Origin of the sequence: Amycolatopsis sp. NPDC051128 (assembly GCF_040682715.1) — a bacterium.
Classification (GTDB): domain Bacteria; phylum Actinomycetota; class Actinomycetes; order Mycobacteriales; family Pseudonocardiaceae; genus Amycolatopsis.
Map to the genome: position 1 here is coordinate 15260 of NZ_JBFBBN010000020.1, position 17543 is coordinate 32802.

Consider the following 17543-nt stretch of genomic DNA (forward strand, 5'->3'; position numbering starts at 1 on the left):
CCCTCATCGTCGCTCCCCGCGCGCTTTTTCCGACGGGTGAATCCGTGATTTCTTCAGTCACGCGGGTCCGGCAACCGCCGCGCGGTGACCGACACGATCGCCGCCAGCACCGCGACCACCCCGATCACCAGTGCGAAAGCGTCCCGAGGGCCCATCGCGCCAGGCGCCGAGAGCGCCGCGTACAGACTCCCCAGCGTCGCCACCCCGAGCGCCAGCGACGTCTGCTGGTTCGTCGTCATCACGCCACTGCCGACCCCCGCCAGCTCGGTGGGCACGTGGGACAGCACGATCCGGAACAGCGTCGTCATCGCCAGTGCGTTGCCCACGCCGATCGCCACCATCGCGGGCGCCAGGTCCAGGATCGTCACGTGCGGCCACGCCGCCGAAGTCGTGCAGAGCAGCGCCACCATGCCGATCGCCGTGATCGCACCCCCCACCGCGACGACCTTCTGGCCGTAGCGCGCCACCAAGCGGCTACTCAGCATCGACACCGTGAAGTACGCGACCGCCAGCGGCGTCAGCGCGCCGCCCGCGCCCAGCGGCCCGAAGCGCAGGCTCTCCTGCAGCGTCATCGCGAACACGAACATGAACGAGCCGAACGCGCCGAAGAACGGGATCGCCACCATCAGCCCGCGCCGCACGCTGGGCAGCCGCATCACCGACGGCGGCAGCAGCGGCGTGCCGCCGAGCCGCTCGAGACGTCGTTCGACGTGCACGAACGCCGCCGCCGCGAACGGGGAGACCACCAGCAGGGCGATCGACCACGCCGGCCAGCCCAGCGCACGGCCCTCCATCAGCGGGACCAGCAACGACAGGAGCGTCACGGCCAGCAGCGCCGTGCCCAAGCGGTCGACGCCCAGCGGGTTGTGCGCGCGGCTCTCCGGCAGCCGGCGCGCCATCACCAGCACCACCAGGCCGATCGGCACGTTCACCAGGAAGATGGGCCGCCAGCCGGTGCCCCACAGGTCGGCCGCCACCAAGGCGCCGCCGAGCAGCTGGCCGACGACCGTCGAGATGCCGCCCGTCGCGCCGTAGAGACCCAGCGCCTTCGAGCGCCGCTCGCCCGACGTCGTCGCCTGGATGATCGACAGCACCTGCGGCAGCAGCAACGCCGACGCCGCCCCCTGCGCGGCGCGGGCGATCACCAGCGTGCCGGCCGTCGGAGCGACGCCGCAGGCCAAGGACGTCAAGGTGAACAGCCACAGCCCCCAGAAGAACAGCCGTCGCCTGCCGAACGAGTCGCCGAGGCGGCCGCCGACCACCAGCAGCACGGCGTACGCGATGCCGTAGGCGGCCACCACCAGTTCCAGGGTCGCGGTGGACGCGTGGAGGTCGGCGTCGATCGTCGGGAGTGCGACGTTGACGATGAAGAAGTCGATGATCGGCAGTGCCGCCCCCAGCAGCACCGTGACCAGTCCGGCGGGGGTCAGTCCCGGCCGAAATCTGGCTCCGGCCGCGCTCGGCGCGAGTTGAGTCGTGGTCATGGGTACTACGATCAACCCAGTTCGAACCTGGTACCAGTTGCTGTTTATCCGGGTACCGGTCACTACCTGGTACCAGGTTGGGCTGCGTGCCATCCTGGCACCATGACCACCGCTGTCGAATCCGAACTCCGCCGCCAGGAGCTGGCGAGGTTCCTGCGGAGCCGGCGTGAACGGATCACGCCCGAGCAGGTCGGCCTCCCGATCGTGGGTCGTCGCCGGACGCCGGGCCTGCGCCGCGAAGAGGTCGCGCAGCTCGCCGGCGTGGGGGTCACCTGGTACACGTGGCTCGAGCAGGGCCGCGACATCAACGCGTCCGAGCAGGTGCTGCAGGCGATCGCCCGCACCCTGCGGCTCGACCCGCACGAGCACACCCACCTCTTCCGCCTCGCCGGGGCGCCCGAGCCGGAGAGCGGGAAGGACTGCCAGATCATCACGCCGCAGCTGGAGCTCATGCTGAAGAAGCTGGAGCCGTACCCGGTCGCGGTGCGCAACGCCCGCTGCGACCTGCTCGGGTACAACCGCGGCTACACCTGGCTGATGGGTGACGTCGACGCGATCCCGTTCGAGGACCGCAACACCCTGGTCCAGTGCCTGCTCAACCCGCAGTGGCGGGAGCGGATGCTGGACTGGGAGACGAACATCCCGCGCGTGATCGCGTCCTTCCGCGCGGCGATGGCCGACCACGTCGCGGAGCCGGCGTGGAAGCAGCTGGTGAAGCGGCTGAAGGCCGAGTCGGCGCTGTTCGCCGAGCTGTGGCCGCACCACGACGTCAACTCCGAGCCGATCCGCACGAAGCGGTACCTGCACCCGGACGTCGGGCTGCTGCGGTTCAACTTCACGTACCTCTACTACGGCCGCCGTTCGGAGATCACCGTGTCGACCTACACCCCGGCCGACGAAGAGACGGCGGCGAAGCTCCCGCTCATGTTCGACTGACTACGGCGCCCGACGTACGCCGGGAGCCGCTTCGGGACGGACGCGGCCACCGCCGTCGCCCGGTAGCTTTCGCTGCATGAGATGGTCGCCGCGGTCGCGCGTGTCCCCGTGGGTGGGACGCGGGGTGCGCACCGTCGTCGTCCTCGTGTTCGTGCTCGGGGCGACCAATGCCTCGTCGCGGTGGCAGCCCGGCGCGTCGCCGCTGCCTCCGCTCGGTAGCGCGTGGCTGGCCGCGACCGTGCTGACCCTGCTGGTCGTCCACCGCTTCCCGCTCACGATCTTCCTGGTCACCGCCGCGTCCGCGTTCGGCTACTACGCGTCCGGCCTGCCGGGCGGGCCGGTCATCGCCGTGCCGACGATCGCGTTGTTCCTGCTGACCCGGCAGCGCGGGCCACTGACCGCCGGCGGCACCGGCGCGGCCGCGCTCGCCGCGGCCTACGTCGTGCACGTCGTCAAGTCCGGTTCGTTCGCGATCCAGATCGGCTCCTGGTTCCTCGTCGTCTGGCTGGTCGCGGTGATCGGGATCGGCACCGCCGTCCGGTACCAGTCCGCCGCGAACGCCGCCCGCCGCGAACAGGCCGACGAGCACCGGCACCGGCTCGCCGAACAGGAACGGCTGCGCATCGCCCGCGAGGTGCACGACGTCGTCGCGCACAGCCTCGCCATGATCAACGTCCAGGCGGGCGTCGCCGCGCACGTCGCCGACCGGCGGCCCGAGCAGGCGAAGGAGGCGCTGCTCAACATCAAGGCGGCCAGCGCGTCCGCGCTCAAGGACCTGCGCGCCACCCTGGCCGTGCTGCGCTCCGGTGAGGACAAGGCGCCCGCGCCGAGCCTCGCCCAAGCCGCCGAGCTGCTGGAACACGCCCGTGACGCCGGGCTCAAGGTCGACGTCCACGGCGAAGCCGGTGAACTCCCCGCGCCGGTCGACGGCGCCGCCTACCGGATCCTGCAGGAGTCGCTGACCAACGTCGTCCGGCACGCCGACCAGGCGAATCACGTCGACGTCCGGTTCGAGCGGCGGCCGGGGACCTTCACGCTCCGGGTCCGCGACGACGGCCGCGGCACCACCCGGCCGACCCCGGGCCACGGCCTGCGGGGCATGGCCGAACGCGCCGCGGCGCTCGGCGGGCGGTGCACCGCCGGTCCGGTCGACGGCGGCTTCGAAGTGTGCGTCGAGCTACCGATCGAGGGGGAAGCATGATCCGCGTCCTGCTGGCCGACGACCAGGTCCTGGTCCGCGCCGGGTTCCGCGTGCTGCTCGAGACGGAGGACGGGTTCGAGGTGTGCGGCGAAGCCGGCAACGGTGAGCAAGCCGTCGCGCTCGCGCTCGAGCACCAGCCGGACATCGTGGTGATGGACGTCCGGATGCCCGGTGTCGACGGCCTCGAAGCCACCCGCCGGATCACCGCGAACCCCGGCCTCGCCGGGACGAAGGTGCTGGTGCTGACCACTTTCGACGTCGACGAGTACGTCTACGAAGCCCTGCGCGCCGGTGCCAGCGGGTTCCTGCTGAAGGACACCGAGCCGGTCGAGCTGCTGCGCGCGCTGCGGGTCGTCGCGAGCGGGGAGGCGCTGCTGGCGCCGACGGTCACGCGCCGGCTGATCCAGGAGTTCGTCGGCCGCCCGGAAAACCGGCGCATCGACACCAGCGCCGTCCGCGAGATCACCGACCGCGAACGCGAGGTCCTCGGTCTCGTGGCGGGCGGCATGTCCAACGACGAAATCGCGGCCCACCTGGTGATCTCGACGGCGACGGCGCGCACCCACGTCAGCCGCATCATGACGAAGATCGGCGCCCGCGACCGGGCGCAGCTGGTGGTGCTGGCCTACGAGTCCGGGCTGGTCACGCCACGCCGCCCCGCCTGACCCGGCGCACCACGCGCATCGCCCGCACCAGGAACACGACGGCGAGGACACCGACCAGGCAGATCCAGATCACGGCGCCTCCTCTCCGGGCCGATGCTCTGCTCAGAGGGCGCCCGGGAGTGGGACGGCGTTCACCGACACGGCGGAAGTCACACCTTCGGGTTATCCGGCGACCTTCTGCAGCCAGATGTTCCCGCCGGAGTTGCCCGCCAGCGCGGGCACCCGGCCCTCCAGCAGATCGCGGTGGTGGGCCCACATGAACTGCTGGTACCAGCGGATCTCGAAGCGCCGGTTGTACATCAGGAACGCGCGGAGCAGGTAGTCCTCCTGCCACGCCCGGCCTTCGACCAGCCAGTCCATCGGGTACTCGAACGGGAAGAACACGTCGTGGACGTGCACCCACACGCCGTCGTTGAGGCGGGGGAGCACCTCGAAGAACAGGTAGTTGACGTCGGAGCCCGCCTTGACCACGTGGGTCGAGTCGATGAACAGCACGTCGCCCGCCCGCAGCTGCGCGAACGTCTCCAGCGGGACGTCCTGCACCGCCTGGCCGAGCACCCGCACGCGCTCCTCGTCACCCGGCCGGAACAGGCTCTGCAACAGCTGCGGGTACGGCTCGATGCAGGTCAGCTCCAGGTCCGGAAGCCAGCCGTCGGCCGTGTCGAGCGTCATCGCCGTCGAGTAACCCGAGCCGACTTCGATCATCCGCTTCGGGCGGAGGTGCCGCAGCATCGTGTGCAGGATGATCGCGTCCGACCACGAGTACGCGGTGTTCTCGTAGAAGTACCGGTGCTCGTCGGTGCGCTCCGCGGTGAACGGGAGCTCGCCGGCGAGGTCCGCGAGCGCGCCGAACAGCTCGATCTGCTCGGTTTCCCGCAGGTCGACCGCCTCGGGCCGGGCGTCGATGTCGAACATCGACGCGGCGCGCGCCCCGATCTCCTCCTTCGAGGCGAACGGCGAATAGAAGTGCCCGGGCGGCACCCACGTGCGGTACTGCTCCTCGAACGCCTGCTTCGCCTCGACGACCTCGGCGTGGCGGGCCTGCAGCTCTTCGTGGTGGTTCAGCAGGCTGTCGTAGCGCGCGGACAGCTGGTCGTAGCGCGAAGCGAGCCGCTCCTCGCGGATGGCGAGGTCGTCGTACGACTTCCTCGCCACGGCGTAGCGCTTCACGAACTTGCGAAGCCGTTTCTCGAGCCGCATGTCAGTTGTTCGTGCGCTCGGTCGGCGGCGCCTTCTGGACCTGCGCGGTCAGCAGCGTCTTGAACGAGCTGAGCGTGGCGTCCTTGTCCGTGCCGTAGGCGTCGACGATGATCACCCGGCTGTACAGCACGTACACCGCGCGGTAGACGGTCTGCTGGCCCCCGTCCGGCGCGGCGAACACCGGCACGCCGTGCAGCGACAGGTCGCGGCTGGCGGTCAGACCGCCCTCCTGCTGGGCGTTCGCGTACTCCTGCGCCACCGGCGTCGTGGCCTGGGGGTTCGGCATCTCGAGCGCGTACAGGCCGAGCGTGACGTCGCCGTCGGTGGTGGTCTTGAGCAGGCCCTCGGTCATCCCGCCCGACTTGAGCCGCTCGATGACCGTGGCCGGCAGGAACTTCGCCGACTCCAGCTTCGCCAGGTCGAACGTGCCTCCGCCGGCGCGGGTCTTCCCGGCCGGGGTGACCAGCGCCGCGGAGTTCTCGCTCGGCTCGGACTTGGCGGCGGGCGGCTCCGGCAGCGGCTTGGTCGACGGCACCGGCGGCGGCTGCTGGCTGGTGCTCTGCTGGGCGACCGGGGTGGAGCCGTTGTCCTTGATGAACAGCGCCCAGACCGCGAACCCGAGGCCCACGAGCACGACCAGCCCGAGCGCGGCGAACGCGATCTTCTTGCCCTTGCCGGACGACGACTGCGTCTGGAAGGTCTCGGGGCCCTGGCTGATCCAGTCCGCGTTGTTCGACGGCGCCAGCGGCGGGAACTCCGAGCCGCCCCACGGCGGGCTGACGTCCTGCTGGGACGCGCCCCACGGGTTCTGCTGCGGTGGCTGCTGCGGGTGCTGTGGCCGGGCGAACCCGCCGGCCGGCGAAGGCTGGCCGTACGGCGGCTGCTGCATCGGCTGCGGGAACCCGCCTGACGGCGAGTTCGGGTTGTGCTGCTGCTGCCACGGCTGCACCACCTGGGTGCGCTCGCCACCCGCGTCGGCACTGGAGACGATCTGCGTGGCTTCGGCCGAACCGGCCTGCTGGCCGGGGCCCGGTGGCGGCCCCTGCGGCGACACCGGGGTGATGATCTGCGTCTCCGCGGCGTTCGACGGCGGCTGCGACGGGGCCTGCTGCGGCTGCTGCGGCTGGTTGTCGGCGGTCGTGACGGCCATGCTCAGCACCCGATCACGCCGGCTCCGGTACTCGTCCGCCGTCAGGTTCCCCGCCGCGAGCTCCTCGTCCAGCCTGCGCAGCTCTTCCTGCCAGGTCACCCCGGTACCCCCTTCGGGTAGTTCGTCCCGAAACCCATGCGAACGTGTGGCGCGCGGCCGATGACCCTCGTGGCCGCACGCAGCCATTGTGCACGGGTGTGCTTACCCGTCGGCGTCCGCCACCCCGTCGTTACCGACGCGTGCCACCACCTGCGCCGAGGTCAGCGCGGGTGCTGGGCCAGCGCGTTCGCCAGCGCGCCGATCGTCTGGTCGCGCAGCAGCGCCGACGAGCCGCCGGTGACGCTCCGCTCGACGAACTCGAACGTGACGACGTCCCGGTCGGCGAACATCTCGGCGAGCCGCGCCTCGGTGCTCTGCGCGACGGTGTCGCTGTGCACGATGGTGACGTCCTGGCAGGTCGCGGCCAGGTACGGCGTCGCGAACTGGGTGAACGAGTCGGCCACCATCCCGATTTTGGGGGCGATCGAGCCGACCGGCCGCGCGCCGTCCGGCTGCGTCAGGCGCAGCGGGGACCGGAAGTCGCTGGCGATGTACCGGGCGCGGTCCACCCCACCGTCGGTGGAAAGGCTGTACGTCGGCAGCTGCCGCTGCTCGGTGCGGCCGAGCACCCTGGCCAGGTCCGCCGGCCACGGCCGGATGCCGTTCGGCGCCGCCCGCCACCCCGCCGTGCTGCCGGGGGCGATCGCCTGGCCCAGCGCGTAGGTCATGACCAGGCCGCCGTCGTACGACCAATGCGTGTCGTTCGGGTCGTAGAGCGGCCGGCTGAGCCGCTTCTCGGCGTCGTCGAGCGCGGGCCGCAGGTCGAGCGCGCCGGTCTCACGTGGCACCCGGTTCCAGAAGTCGGTGGTCCTGGCCTGGGCGCAGGCCTTGCCGACGTAGTCGTCCGGCAGGTGCGACGGCTCCTCGGTGTACTTGTCCGGGGCGAAGACCAGGACGAACCGGCGGCCGGAGCTCTCCACCGCCGCGCGCAGCCGTCCCAGCGCGGCGACGACGTGGTCCAGGTCCATCACCGGCCGGCACTTGGCGTTGACGTCCTCGCCGAGGTACAGCCAGCCGTCCTTGCCGGGGATGACGTTCGGGTAGACGTAGCCCGGGACGTCGCCGGTGCCCGCCGGCCGCTGACCCTGGCCCTGGTCGACGCCGACGGTGTCGTGGTTGGTGCCCTGCCCGGAGCCGGGCGGGTCGCCGAAGACCCCGGTCCCGATGCCGTCCGCGGCCTGGACGCCGGCCTGCCGCAGCGGCAGGTGGTCGGTGGCCCAGCCGGTCAGCCCGGTGAAGAACCCCCAGCCTTCGCCGAGGCCGGGGAACGACCGCAGCGGCCGGTTCTCGAACGCCGTCGGCCGCACCCCGGTGACCCACAGCAGCACCGGCGTCATGAAGAAGACGATCGCGCAGGTCAGCGCGGTGCGCTGACGGCTGCTGTGCCGCGGGCGGTAGAGGTTGTGCTCCTTCGGGAGCCAAGACTCCGGCGTCTGCGGAAGACTGCCTTCGGCAGGTGACTGCGGACGGAGTCGGGACGGCACAGCCGTATCGTAGCGCCGGGCCGGTCCCGAGCCGTTCGGAACCGGAGCCGGGGAAGCAGGGACGGGCGATGAGCGGTGGCCGAGGGCCGGCGTACGAGCAGCGGCTCGCGAGGGAGCGGGAGACCTTCGCCGACCAGGCGGAGGTGCACGGCAACCTGCCGCCGTCGGCGCACCACTGGGCCGCCCGGCACCTGCAGCCGAAGCTCGCCGCGCTCAGTGTCCCTGGCATCGACGAGCTGATCACCGGCGAAATCGCCGAGCGGGCGGAGCGGCTCGGCCGGGACGTCGTCGTGCTGTCGCTCGGCAGCGGCAACGGCGACCAGGAACTCGGCTGGCTGCGCGCGCTCGGTGCGGCGGGGCGGCACAACGTGCGGCTGCGGCTGCTGGAGCTGAACGCCGACATGCAGGCCCGCGCCGAGGCCGCGGCCCGCGAGCAGGGCGTCGCCGACCGGGTCGAGCTGATCACCGGCGACTTCAACACCTGGCGCGCCGACGCCGCGCACGACGTCGTCGTCGGGTTCCAGGCGCTGCACCACGTCCTCGACCTGGAACACCTCTACGGCCAGATCCGTGACGGGCTCGATCCCGACGGCGTGCTCGTCGTGCACGACATGATCGGCCGCAACGGCCACCGCCGCTGGCCCGAGGCGCTGGAGGTCGTCGACCGGATCTGGGCGACGCTGCCGCCCCGCCTGCGCCGCAACGCGCTCACCGGCGAGATCGACGAGCAGTTCGTCGACATCGACTGCGCGGCCGACGGGTTCGAGGGCATCCGCGCCCAGGACGTGCTGCCGGTGCTGCTGGAGTACCTGCACCCGAGCCTGTTCCTGCCCTACGCCAACGTGATCGACCCGTTCATCGACCGGATCTACGGGCCCGGCTTCGACCTGGCGAATCCCGAGGACGTCCGGTTGCTGGACCACCTCGGCGACCTCGACGACGCCCTCGTCGACCTCGGGATCGTCAGCCCGACGCACCTCATCGGGCTGTTCCACCCGTCCGCCCGCCCGCTGCGCGTGCACGGATCGCGGACGCCGGAGCGGTCCGTGCGCGACACCCGCGTCGTCGACCCGGCCGGGCGGGCGTCGTTCCGGCCCGGCGGCACCGGCGGGGAACGGCTGGTGCGCGGGGCCGGCATCGTGACCGGCCGGATGAACGGCGTCGCGCACGACGACTGGGCCGCGCCGTCGGTCGAGTTCCCGCTCCTGACGACGGCCACGGTGGCGGCCGTCGAACTGCGGACCTACCTGCCGGACGACTCCGCCGACCACGGCACCCTGACGATCGCGGTCGACGGCGTGCCGGTCGCCAAGGCGGACGTCGGGCCGGGACTCGTCGAGCAGGTGGTGCCGGTACGGCTGGCCGCGCACCGGCAGGTCCGGTTTTCGCTGGACGCGGACTGGTCGATCACCGCCGGTTCCGGCGCCGATCGGCGGACGCTGTCCTACATCCTGGTCGGCCTCGAGCTGCGGGAAAACTGAGGTCGGGCCCGGCGGCCCTGGTCGGGCGGCTAATCTGCCCGGCATGGGCAAGGGGACGAGCGGCGAGCGGCTGATCGAGTGGACCGGCGAGCGGTGCGTGCCGTGGACCGACGACTTCCAGGTGATCTACGAGCACTACCACCGCTATGCGTTCGCGGCCCGGTTCGTCGCCGGCAAGCGGGTGCTCGACCTGGCCAGCGGTGAGGGCTACGGCAGCGCGCTGATGGCGCGGTCGGCCACCGAGGTGGTCGGCCTCGAGCTGGACCCGACGACCGTCGAGCACGCCAGGAAGCGCTACCCGCTGGGGAACGCGCGGTTCGAGGTCGGCTCGATCACCGACCCGTCGGCCCTCGACGGCGAAACGTTCGACGTCATCACCTGCTTCGAGGCGATCGAGCACGTCGACGAGCAGGACCGGCTCATGGAGCTGGTCCGCAACCGGCTCGCGCCGTCCGGGATCTTCCTGTGCAGCACCCCGGACGTCGAGGTCTACACCCACGACCACGGCAACGAGAACCCGTACCACGTGCACGAGCTGACCGGTCCGGCGTTCCGCTCGCTGCTCTCGCGCAGCTTCGAGCACGTCGTCGTGCTGCGCCAGAACGTGGCCGTCGGCTCGCTGATCCACGACGGCGGCGCGGGCACGGGGGCCGAAGTGCTCACCGTGCGGCCGGACGACGCCGACGGCTGGGTCGTCGAGCCGGGGGCGCCGCACACCTACTTCGTCTCCGTCGCGTCGGCCGAGCCGGTCGAGGTGCCCTCGACCTCCGCCATGGTCGACCCGAAGCTGACGCTCGTCGCCCGAGCCGCGGCCGAGGCCGGGCGGCTCGCCGCCGAGCTGGCCCGCGCCGAAGCCGAGCGCGAGCGGGCGACGGCTTCCGAGACCCGCCTGACCGCGGAACTGACCGACGTCACCGCCGCCGAACGGCGGGCCGCGGCCGAGCGCGACGAGGCGCTTTCGCAGGCCGACCGCGCCCGCGAGGAGCGGCGTCGCGCGTCCGACGAGCTGAACCTGCTCAAGCGGAAGATCGGCTATGACACCGAACGCCTGGAGTGGCTGGCGGGCAACAACGCCGGGCTCAACGAAACGATCGGCAGGCTCGCCGCCGAGAACGCGAAGCTGCGCGCCGAGACCTCGGCCATCGCGCAGCGGCTGATCGGCCGGTACCGCGGGTCGATCGAGAAGTTCGCCCCGCGCGGCACGAAGCGGCGTGACCTCTACGAGACGGCACTCGGGCGCCAGGCGGGCGCCGTGCCGGCCACGCCACCGGTGCCCGGCCCGGTCGCGGTCACCACCAGCGACCAGCCGATCGTCAGCGTCGTCATCCCGGTCTACGGCAACTGGCCGTTCACCCGCGGCTGCCTCGACTCGATCCAGCGGCACCTGCCTTCGACGCCGTTCGAGGTGATCGTCGTCGACGACGCCTCGCGCGACGACTCGGCCGACCGGGTCGCCGGCTGCGCCGGGGTGCGGCTGGTCCGCGCCCCGAAGAACCTCGGCTTCGTCGGGGCCTGCAACCTCGGCGCCGAGCACGCGCGCGGCGAACACGTCATGTTCCTCAACAACGACACCGAGGTCCGGCCGGGCTGGCTGGACGAGTTGGTCGCCGTCGTCGAGTCCCGGCCCGAGGTGGGCCTCGTCGGCTCGAAGCTGGTCTACCCGGACGGCAGGCTCCAGGAGTGCGGCGGGATCATCTGGGCCGACGGGACCGGCTGGAACTACGGCAGGCTGCAGTCGCCGGACGCCCCGTGGTTCCAGGCCGTGCGCGACGTCGACTACTGCTCGGGCGCGGCCCTGCTCGTCCGGCGCGACCTCTTCGAGCGGATCGGCGGCTTCGACAAGCGCTTCGCGCCCGCGTACTACGAGGACACCGACCTCGCGTTCGCCGTGCGGGCGGCCGGGTACCGGACGGTGATCCAGCCCGCGTCGGTCGTCGTGCACCACGAAGGCATCACCAACGGCACGGACGTCTCGTCCGGCGTGAAGCGCCACCAGGAGCTCAACCGCGGCGTCTTCGTCGACAAGTGGAGCGTCCAGCTGCGCGACCACTTCCCCGAGGCGAGCCCCCGCGCGGTCTGGGCCGGGCGGCAGCGCACGAAGGACGGGCACCGCGGCGGCACCGTGCTGGTCGCCGACCACCAGGTGCCGATGCCGGACAAGGACTCCGGCTCGGTGCGGATGTTCCGCATCCTCGAACTGCTCGTCGGCCTCGGCCACCGGGTCGTGTTCATGCCGCTCAACAACGCGCTCCCCGAGCCGTACGCGGAGGCGCTGTACCGCGCCGGCGTGACGGTGGTGACCGGGCCCGGCGAACAGCAGGAGTTCCTCCGCGACGCCGGACCGGACCTGCGGCTCGCCGTGTTGTCGCGGCCGCACGTCGCCTGGCAGCTGCTGGAGCAGGTGCGCGAGCACGCGCCGGACTGCGTCATCGCCTACGACACCGTCGACCTGCACTTCGTCCGGCTCAACCGGCAGGCCGACCTGGCCGCGCGGCTCGGCGACAGCCGTGAGGAGCTGACGCTCCGGCGGCGCGCCGAAGTGCTGCGCGAGTCCGAACTCGGCCTCACCCGCGCCACCGACCTCACGTTCACCGTGTCCGATGTGGAGCGTGCGCTGCTGCGGGAGCTCGTGCCGTCGGCGCGCGTCGAGGTGCTGTCCAACGTGCACTACGCCGACGGCGCGCTGGCCGTCCCGGACGGCCGTGCGGGCGTGCTCTTCGTCGGCAGCTTCGACCACGTGCCCAACCGCGACGCGGCGCGCTGGCTGGCGACCGAGATCATGCCGATCGTGCGGCGCCGCCGCCCCGACGCGGTGGCGGAGATCGTCGGGAGCAACCCGCCGCCGGAGATGTTCGAGCTCGCCCGTGACGGCGTCGTCGTCCGCGGCTGGGTCCCGGACCTCGACAGCGCTTACCAGGGGGCCAGGGTCGTCGTCGCGCCGCTGCGCTTCGGTGCCGGCGTCAAGGGAAAGCTGGGGGAGAGCCTCGGCTACGGCGTCCCCGTCGTCGCGACCCCGCTGGCCGCCGAGGGCATGCACCTGACGCACGGCCGCGACGTCCTCGTCGGCAGCTCGGCCGAGGAGCTCGCCGAGGAGATCGTCACCCTGCTCGAGGACGACAAGCTGTGGCAGCGGCTCTCCGAAGAGGGCAAGACCGTGGTGGACCGCCTCTTCGGTGCCGACGTCGCCCGCCGCACGCTGACCTCGGTGCTCGACCAGGCCTGATCAGCTGGGCGGCAGCGCTTTCTGGAACACCGCGAGAGCGTTGTCCAGGCTGGCCTTCAGCTCGTTCTTGTCCTTGCCGAACGGCAGCGACGCCCAGAGCACGACGGCGACCTTGTCCGAGGTGTAGAAGGTGCCGTCCATCCGCCGGTCGCCGTTGCGGCCGGAGACGACCTTCGGATCGGCGGCGAGCGGGGCGAACCCGCCGGCGTCCGCGGCCGCGCGCAGGTAGTCGACGACGGCTTTCGCGCCGTCGGCGGACTCGGTGGGGACCGCGAACGCGATGTAGCCCGTGTCCCCGGCGCTCGAGCCGCGGTAGACGACCTGCGTGACGCCGTGCTGCGAGAAGACCTGGGCGGTCTCCTTCGGGTAGAGGTTCAGGTCCAGCCCCTTGGCCAGCGAAATCGTCGCGCTTTCGGGGAACTGCAGCCCGGGCAGCGGCGGAACCTGGTCCTCCAGCCGCGGCTGGGCCGCGGCGGCCGGTGGCTGCGTCACGACGGGTGTGAACGTGGACAGGGCGGTGGGCTTCGAGTCGTCCGATCCCAGCAGCATCGTCGCGCCGGCGATCATGCCGAGCACCACGAGCACCCCGAGCGCGATGAACGGCCAGGTCGTCCAGCTGCGCCCGGACGACTCGTCATCGGTGTCCCAGCGGTGCTTCCCGGGCGGCGGCCCCGGTTCGGCGTCGGGCAGCTGCGCCGGCGGGCGGGATTCGCCGCCCGGCGGCGTGATCGGCGGAAACCGGCTGCCCGGCCCTTGCTCGGGGGGACCGTCGACGCGCAGGTACCGGGTCGGCGTGATGTCGGCCGGGCTCGGCGCGGTCGTCATGTGGTCGGGGATGGCCGGGATGTGGCTGGTGGACAGCGCCTGCTGCGGCAGCCCGGTCCGCTGCCAGGGCGGGTGGGGCTTCTGGAACGGCGCCGCGGGCCGGGGCGACGCGGTGCGCTGCGCCGGGGCGTGCTGAATGGGCGCCGGGTGGCTCGCCGGGTTGGTGCTCCGCCAAGCGTCACCCGGACGGCGCAGCGGAGACGGCACCGGTGACGGCACCGTCGAACCGGAGGCCTGCGCGAGCAACTCGTCCCGCTGTTTGCGGTGGTCAGCGGGTTCGATGCGACCCTCCGCCAGCTCCGCGTCGAGTCGACGAAGCTCTTCCTGCCAGCTCATCCATGGACCCCCATCCACCATTCGGGGCATCAGTCTGGCACGCGCGGCCGACCTGCGAGGTTGCGGTTTGAGGTTGATCGGCAACGTAGCGCAAGTCCGGCGTTTTCGGGAGACCCCGTCCGCCGGCGGCCCGCTTCACCCGTCAAGCCCCCGAAACTGTCGTACGTATGTTCTAAAATTGGCGTTGTCCAGGGGAGATGCCGCTCGCGACCGCGAGTGGCGTGATGGAGGAAGGCAGGGCCATGGCCTACATCACCCTGCCCACATTCGTGGGCTACAGCGCGAGTTCCGGTCCGTCGCGGTCGTCGTTCGTCCGGCGGCAGCGCCGGCTCTACGAGGACCCGGCGCGGGCGGCGTTCAACTACTACCGGCGGGCGGCCAACGCGGTGCGGTCCGGGCGCGCGGCGAATCAGGACGAGGTGGCGCTGCGCGCGCTGGTCAACGCCGCGGACGAGCGGACGAAACCGCACTACGCCGCGATCGCCGAGGGCTGGCTGCGGTACCTCGGCCGCCGATCGCCCCGGCTGGTCGAGGTCGGCCGGGGCCGGTGCCGGATCGGCGAGCTCGAGATCGGCGTCAGCCCGCACCTGGGGCTGCGCAAGAGCGACGGCCGGCGCTACGCCACTTGGCTCTACTTCAAGGAGGAACCGCTGACGAAGGACTCGGCGCAGCTCGCGCTGTGGGTGCTGGAGCAGGCGATGCCGGACGTGCTGCCCGGCGGTGAGGCGCTGGTGATCGACGTCCGCCGGGCGAAGGAGTTCCAGCTGTCCGCCCGTGACCGCGAGCGGTTGCGCCCCTGGGCGCGTAGCGAGGCTTCGGCGTTCCTCACCCTCTGGGACGCCGCCTGAGCCGGGGAGGCGCCGGGTCCGTCCGGCGCCTCCCCCCCCCAGCATCGGCCCCGAGCGGTCAGCGAGCACGGTGCCACGCTGCACGCGATCATGGACGACCAGCCGGCGCTGGAGCGCGGCCGCGGTCCGCTCGGCGACGCCGTGCGCGGGCTGCTCTCACAGTCCACTTCGGACCGGCTCGACCCGGCCGAACTGCCGACGATCCTCTTCGCGCCGGTGACGGCCGAGGTCGCCGCGCCGCCACCGACCACAATGGACTGGGACCCGCCGTCGAAGACCAAGGAGTTCCTGATGGGCTACCTGGTCGTCTGAAGCAGCACCTCGGCCACCAGGTCCGGGCGCGTGACGAACGGGTGGTGCGCCACCGGCAATTCGACGACGTCGGTCGCGCGCGCCGCGTGGGTCCGTTGCTTCGATGGCGGCGTCGCGAGGTCGTCGCCGCAGACGACGTAGGTCGACGGGATCTCGTGCCACGCCGCCGCGGTCGTCCGCTGACCGAACACCGCTTCGTTCTGGGTGGTGAGCCGTTCCACGGCCGCGGCGTGCGTCGCGTCGTCGAAGTCCTGGGCGAACAGCGGCCGCAGCACCTCCGGCCGGACGCTCGCGGTGCCGTCGCCGTGGCTGACGTGCCACGACGGCGGCTCGCCGGTGCCGAAGTCCGCGAGCGCCTCGCCGGTGTCCGGCAGGAACGACGTCACGTACACGAGCCGGTGGACGCCCGGGTGGCCGGCGGCGGCCTCGCTGACCACCATCCCGCCGTACGAGTGCGCGACGAGCAACGCGGGCACCCCCGGCTCCTCGGAGGCGTCGAGCAGGGCGCGGACGGCCGCGGCGTCGTCGTGGAGGTCGCCGCGCGGCTCGCTTTCGCAGCTCGGCAGCACCGCCGCCGAGCTGCGCAGACCGTGCCGGGCGAGGATGTCCGCCGTCGGCCGCCACCACCATGCGCCGTCGCGGACGAACGCCCCGTGCACGAAGAGGACCCTCATGGTGACAACCTGGCAGAACCCACCCGGACGAGTGGCACAGTTCGCGACGAGCGGACGAGGACTGGACAAACCGGAGACCGAACACGAAGCTTTCGCGTGTTCTTTCGTGCCGGGCCAACGCAAAAGGTCGAAACAGTGATTGCTGCCTGGGAAGCCGTCTCCCGTGTCGCCGACGAGCCCGCCTGGTACTGGGTGTACGACAAGCTGGCGTTCTGGCCGAGCACCTACGCCCACGCCTGGCCGGGCTTCCGCGAGCCCGCGCCGTCGCGGGCGTGGGACCTTTCGTCCGGTGACCTGGACCGCGGCTCGGCCGAGTTCCGCCTCAGCCCGTTCGCGGTCGAGGAGCACCAGGTCGCGGCGATCGCGCTGGCCGCCTTCCGCGAGGTCTGCGGCCCGGACGACTGGCTGTGGGCGCTGCACTGGCAGCGCCAGTCCTACCGCGTCCGGCCGCACCGGATGACCGAGGGCGCTCGGTGGCCGGTGCCGGTGTTCCCGCGCGGGGACTATCACCTGTTCCTGGCGCAGGACTTCTCCTACGGCACGCTCGGCCATCCGTGGGAGCGCACGCTGTGCGTGTTCGGCGAGAAGCTGGTGCCCGCGTTCGAGCGGCTCGGCGAAGGCGTGCTGAAGAACGTCCTGCGTCGTGACGGGAAACCGGCCGAGCTGGCCCGCTGAGCTCGCGGTTGATCTCTTGCTACCGTTCTGCTGGTGTTCGAATATCACGGCTGGGTGACCATCCAGGCGACCGCGAGCGGCGATGACGACGCGGCGCTTCTGGACCGCCTGGTCGACCGCGTGCATCGCGCGATCCGCGACGCGGGTGATTTCGATCTGGTGGACCTCCGCTGGAGCGCGGGGATGCCGATGCTCCACTTCGCCGGCTTCGACAAACACGGCGGCCGGCTCGGCCCGGCGCTGCTGGACCTGTTCACCCGGGTCGGCGAGCTGGCCGCGGGTTCGTACGGCCTGCTGTATGTCTGGGACGACCAGGACACCGAGCACGACAACGACTTCCGCGTGTACCGCATGGCCCGCGGCCAGGTGACGGAGCGCGAAGATCCGCACCTGACCCCGGTGGCCCCCACGGTCCTGGACGTCTACGAGCTGTAGCCACATCGCAACCGGGCCTGAGTAGTCCTGCTCAAGACACCTCGGCGGGGTGCGCGAGACCGTGGTCCCATGCCCAAATCCGGAACCACATCCCCGACCACGACAGCCTTCTACATCCAGGCGGTGCTCTCGTTCGGCTTGGCGCTGGCGGCGGTCACGGGCGGGATCGCCTACCTGCCGGTCGACGGCTGGATCCGCGGTTTCCTCGCCCTAGGCATGCTCTACCTGATCACCTCGACATTCACCCTGGCCAAGTGCGTCCGAGACAGACAGGACGAAACCTCAGTGCTCTCCCGGGTGGACCAAGCCCGCCTGGACAAACTCCTGGCGGAGCACGACCCCTTCAAATCCCCAGCGGCCTGAAGAAGATGTGACAGTGGTCACCAAGCAAGATCACCGGCAACCCAGCCACGCAAACGAAGAGAACCCAGTCACGGCCCAGGATCAGCGACAACCCAGCCACACGGCCCACACGCGAAGTCCGAGGGAGGCACCGTGGGGGGTCCGGGGGGCTC

The 17543-nt window shown here is 71.6% G+C and carries 16 protein-coding genes; 10 read left to right on the plus strand and 6 right to left on the minus strand.

Annotation, left to right across the window (positions count from 1 at the left end; translation table 11 throughout):
• Nucleotides 1–53 precede the first annotated feature (53 nt).
• On the minus strand, nt 54–1484 hold the full coding sequence (locus tag AB0M82_RS21320; RefSeq protein WP_364724305.1) for an MFS transporter: 1431 nt from the start codon (nt 1482–1484) through the stop codon (nt 54–56).
• Between the two features lie 102 nt (nt 1485–1586).
• Between AB0M82_RS21320 and AB0M82_RS21325 the strand changes: the two genes are divergently transcribed.
• The 3 genes from AB0M82_RS21325 to AB0M82_RS21335 all read left to right on the plus strand — a co-directional run bounded on the left by AB0M82_RS21325 (nt 1587) and on the right by AB0M82_RS21335 (nt 4286).
• Nucleotides 1587–2420, plus strand: coding sequence for a helix-turn-helix transcriptional regulator (locus AB0M82_RS21325; RefSeq protein ID WP_364724308.1), 834 nt, complete (start codon nt 1587–1589; stop codon nt 2418–2420).
• Nucleotides 2421–2496: 76 nt separating this feature from the next.
• Nucleotides 2497–3621: a sensor histidine kinase gene (locus AB0M82_RS21330; protein ID WP_364724310.1), complete on the plus strand. Its 1125-nt coding sequence runs from the start codon at nt 2497–2499 to the stop codon at nt 3619–3621.
• Nucleotides 3618–4286, plus strand: coding sequence for a response regulator transcription factor (locus tag AB0M82_RS21335; protein ID WP_364724313.1), 669 nt, complete (start codon nt 3618–3620; stop codon nt 4284–4286). The genes AB0M82_RS21330 and AB0M82_RS21335 overlap by 4 nt, the downstream gene beginning before the upstream one ends.
• A gap of 162 nt (nt 4287–4448) precedes the next feature.
• Here AB0M82_RS21335 and AB0M82_RS21340 read toward each other — a convergent pair whose 3' ends face one another.
• The 3 genes from AB0M82_RS21340 to AB0M82_RS21350 all read right to left on the minus strand — a co-directional run bounded on the left by AB0M82_RS21340 (nt 4449) and on the right by AB0M82_RS21350 (nt 8219).
• A complete protein-coding gene (locus AB0M82_RS21340; RefSeq protein ID WP_364724316.1) occupies nt 4449–5486 on the minus strand; it encodes a class I SAM-dependent methyltransferase in 1038 nt (345 codons plus the stop codon).
• Between the two features lies 1 nt (nt 5487).
• Nucleotides 5488–6735, minus strand: a complete 1248-nt coding sequence (locus tag AB0M82_RS21345; RefSeq protein WP_364724319.1) for a DUF1707 domain-containing protein — start codon at nt 6733–6735, stop codon at nt 5488–5490.
• Between the two features lie 161 nt (nt 6736–6896).
• Nucleotides 6897–8219, minus strand: a complete 1323-nt coding sequence (locus tag AB0M82_RS21350) for a hypothetical protein (RefSeq protein WP_364724321.1) — start codon at nt 8217–8219, stop codon at nt 6897–6899.
• Nucleotides 8220–8287: 68 nt separating this feature from the next.
• On the opposite strand from AB0M82_RS21350, the gene AB0M82_RS21355 reads away from it, so the two are divergent.
• Nucleotides 8288–9700: a class I SAM-dependent methyltransferase gene (locus AB0M82_RS21355; RefSeq protein ID WP_364724324.1), complete on the plus strand. Its 1413-nt coding sequence runs from the start codon at nt 8288–8290 to the stop codon at nt 9698–9700.
• 43 nt (nt 9701–9743) lie between these two features.
• Complete coding sequence (locus AB0M82_RS21360) at nt 9744–12923, plus strand: glycosyltransferase (RefSeq protein ID WP_364724326.1); 3180 nt, start codon at nt 9744–9746, stop codon at nt 12921–12923.
• Here AB0M82_RS21360 and AB0M82_RS21365 read toward each other — a convergent pair whose 3' ends face one another.
• The gene (locus AB0M82_RS21365; protein ID WP_364724329.1) at nt 12924–14084 is read right to left on the minus strand and encodes a hypothetical protein; all 1161 of its coding nucleotides are present in this window, start codon (nt 14082–14084) and stop codon (nt 12924–12926) included.
• 242 nt (nt 14085–14326) lie between these two features.
• On the opposite strand from AB0M82_RS21365, the gene AB0M82_RS21370 reads away from it, so the two are divergent.
• Together AB0M82_RS21370 and AB0M82_RS21375 are read left to right on the plus strand one after the other, a co-directional pair.
• On the plus strand, nt 14327–14932 hold the full coding sequence (locus tag AB0M82_RS21370) for a hypothetical protein (protein WP_364724332.1): 606 nt from the start codon (nt 14327–14329) through the stop codon (nt 14930–14932).
• 90 nt (nt 14933–15022) lie between these two features.
• Nucleotides 15023–15244 (plus strand): hypothetical protein, encoded by a 222-nt coding sequence (locus tag AB0M82_RS21375; RefSeq protein WP_364724334.1) that lies wholly within the window; start codon nt 15023–15025, stop codon nt 15242–15244.
• Here AB0M82_RS21375 and AB0M82_RS21380 read toward each other — a convergent pair.
• Nucleotides 15229–15918, minus strand: coding sequence for an alpha/beta hydrolase (locus AB0M82_RS21380; protein WP_364724337.1), 690 nt, complete (start codon nt 15916–15918; stop codon nt 15229–15231). The two genes, AB0M82_RS21375 and AB0M82_RS21380, sit on opposite strands and share 16 nt — an antisense overlap.
• A gap of 135 nt (nt 15919–16053) precedes the next feature.
• Between AB0M82_RS21380 and AB0M82_RS21385 the strand changes: the two genes are divergently transcribed.
• The 3 genes from AB0M82_RS21385 (at nt 16054) to AB0M82_RS21395 (ending at nt 17391) form a co-directional block, all read left to right on the plus strand.
• Complete coding sequence (locus AB0M82_RS21385; RefSeq protein ID WP_364724340.1) at nt 16054–16593, plus strand: DUF2716 domain-containing protein; 540 nt, start codon at nt 16054–16056, stop codon at nt 16591–16593.
• A gap of 33 nt (nt 16594–16626) precedes the next feature.
• The gene (locus AB0M82_RS21390) at nt 16627–17028 is read left to right on the plus strand and encodes an immunity 7 family protein (RefSeq protein WP_364724343.1); all 402 of its coding nucleotides are present in this window, start codon (nt 16627–16629) and stop codon (nt 17026–17028) included.
• A gap of 69 nt (nt 17029–17097) precedes the next feature.
• A complete protein-coding gene (locus AB0M82_RS21395; RefSeq protein ID WP_364724346.1) occupies nt 17098–17391 on the plus strand; it encodes a YiaA/YiaB family inner membrane protein in 294 nt (97 codons plus the stop codon).
• Nucleotides 17392–17543: the final 152 nt, after the last annotated feature.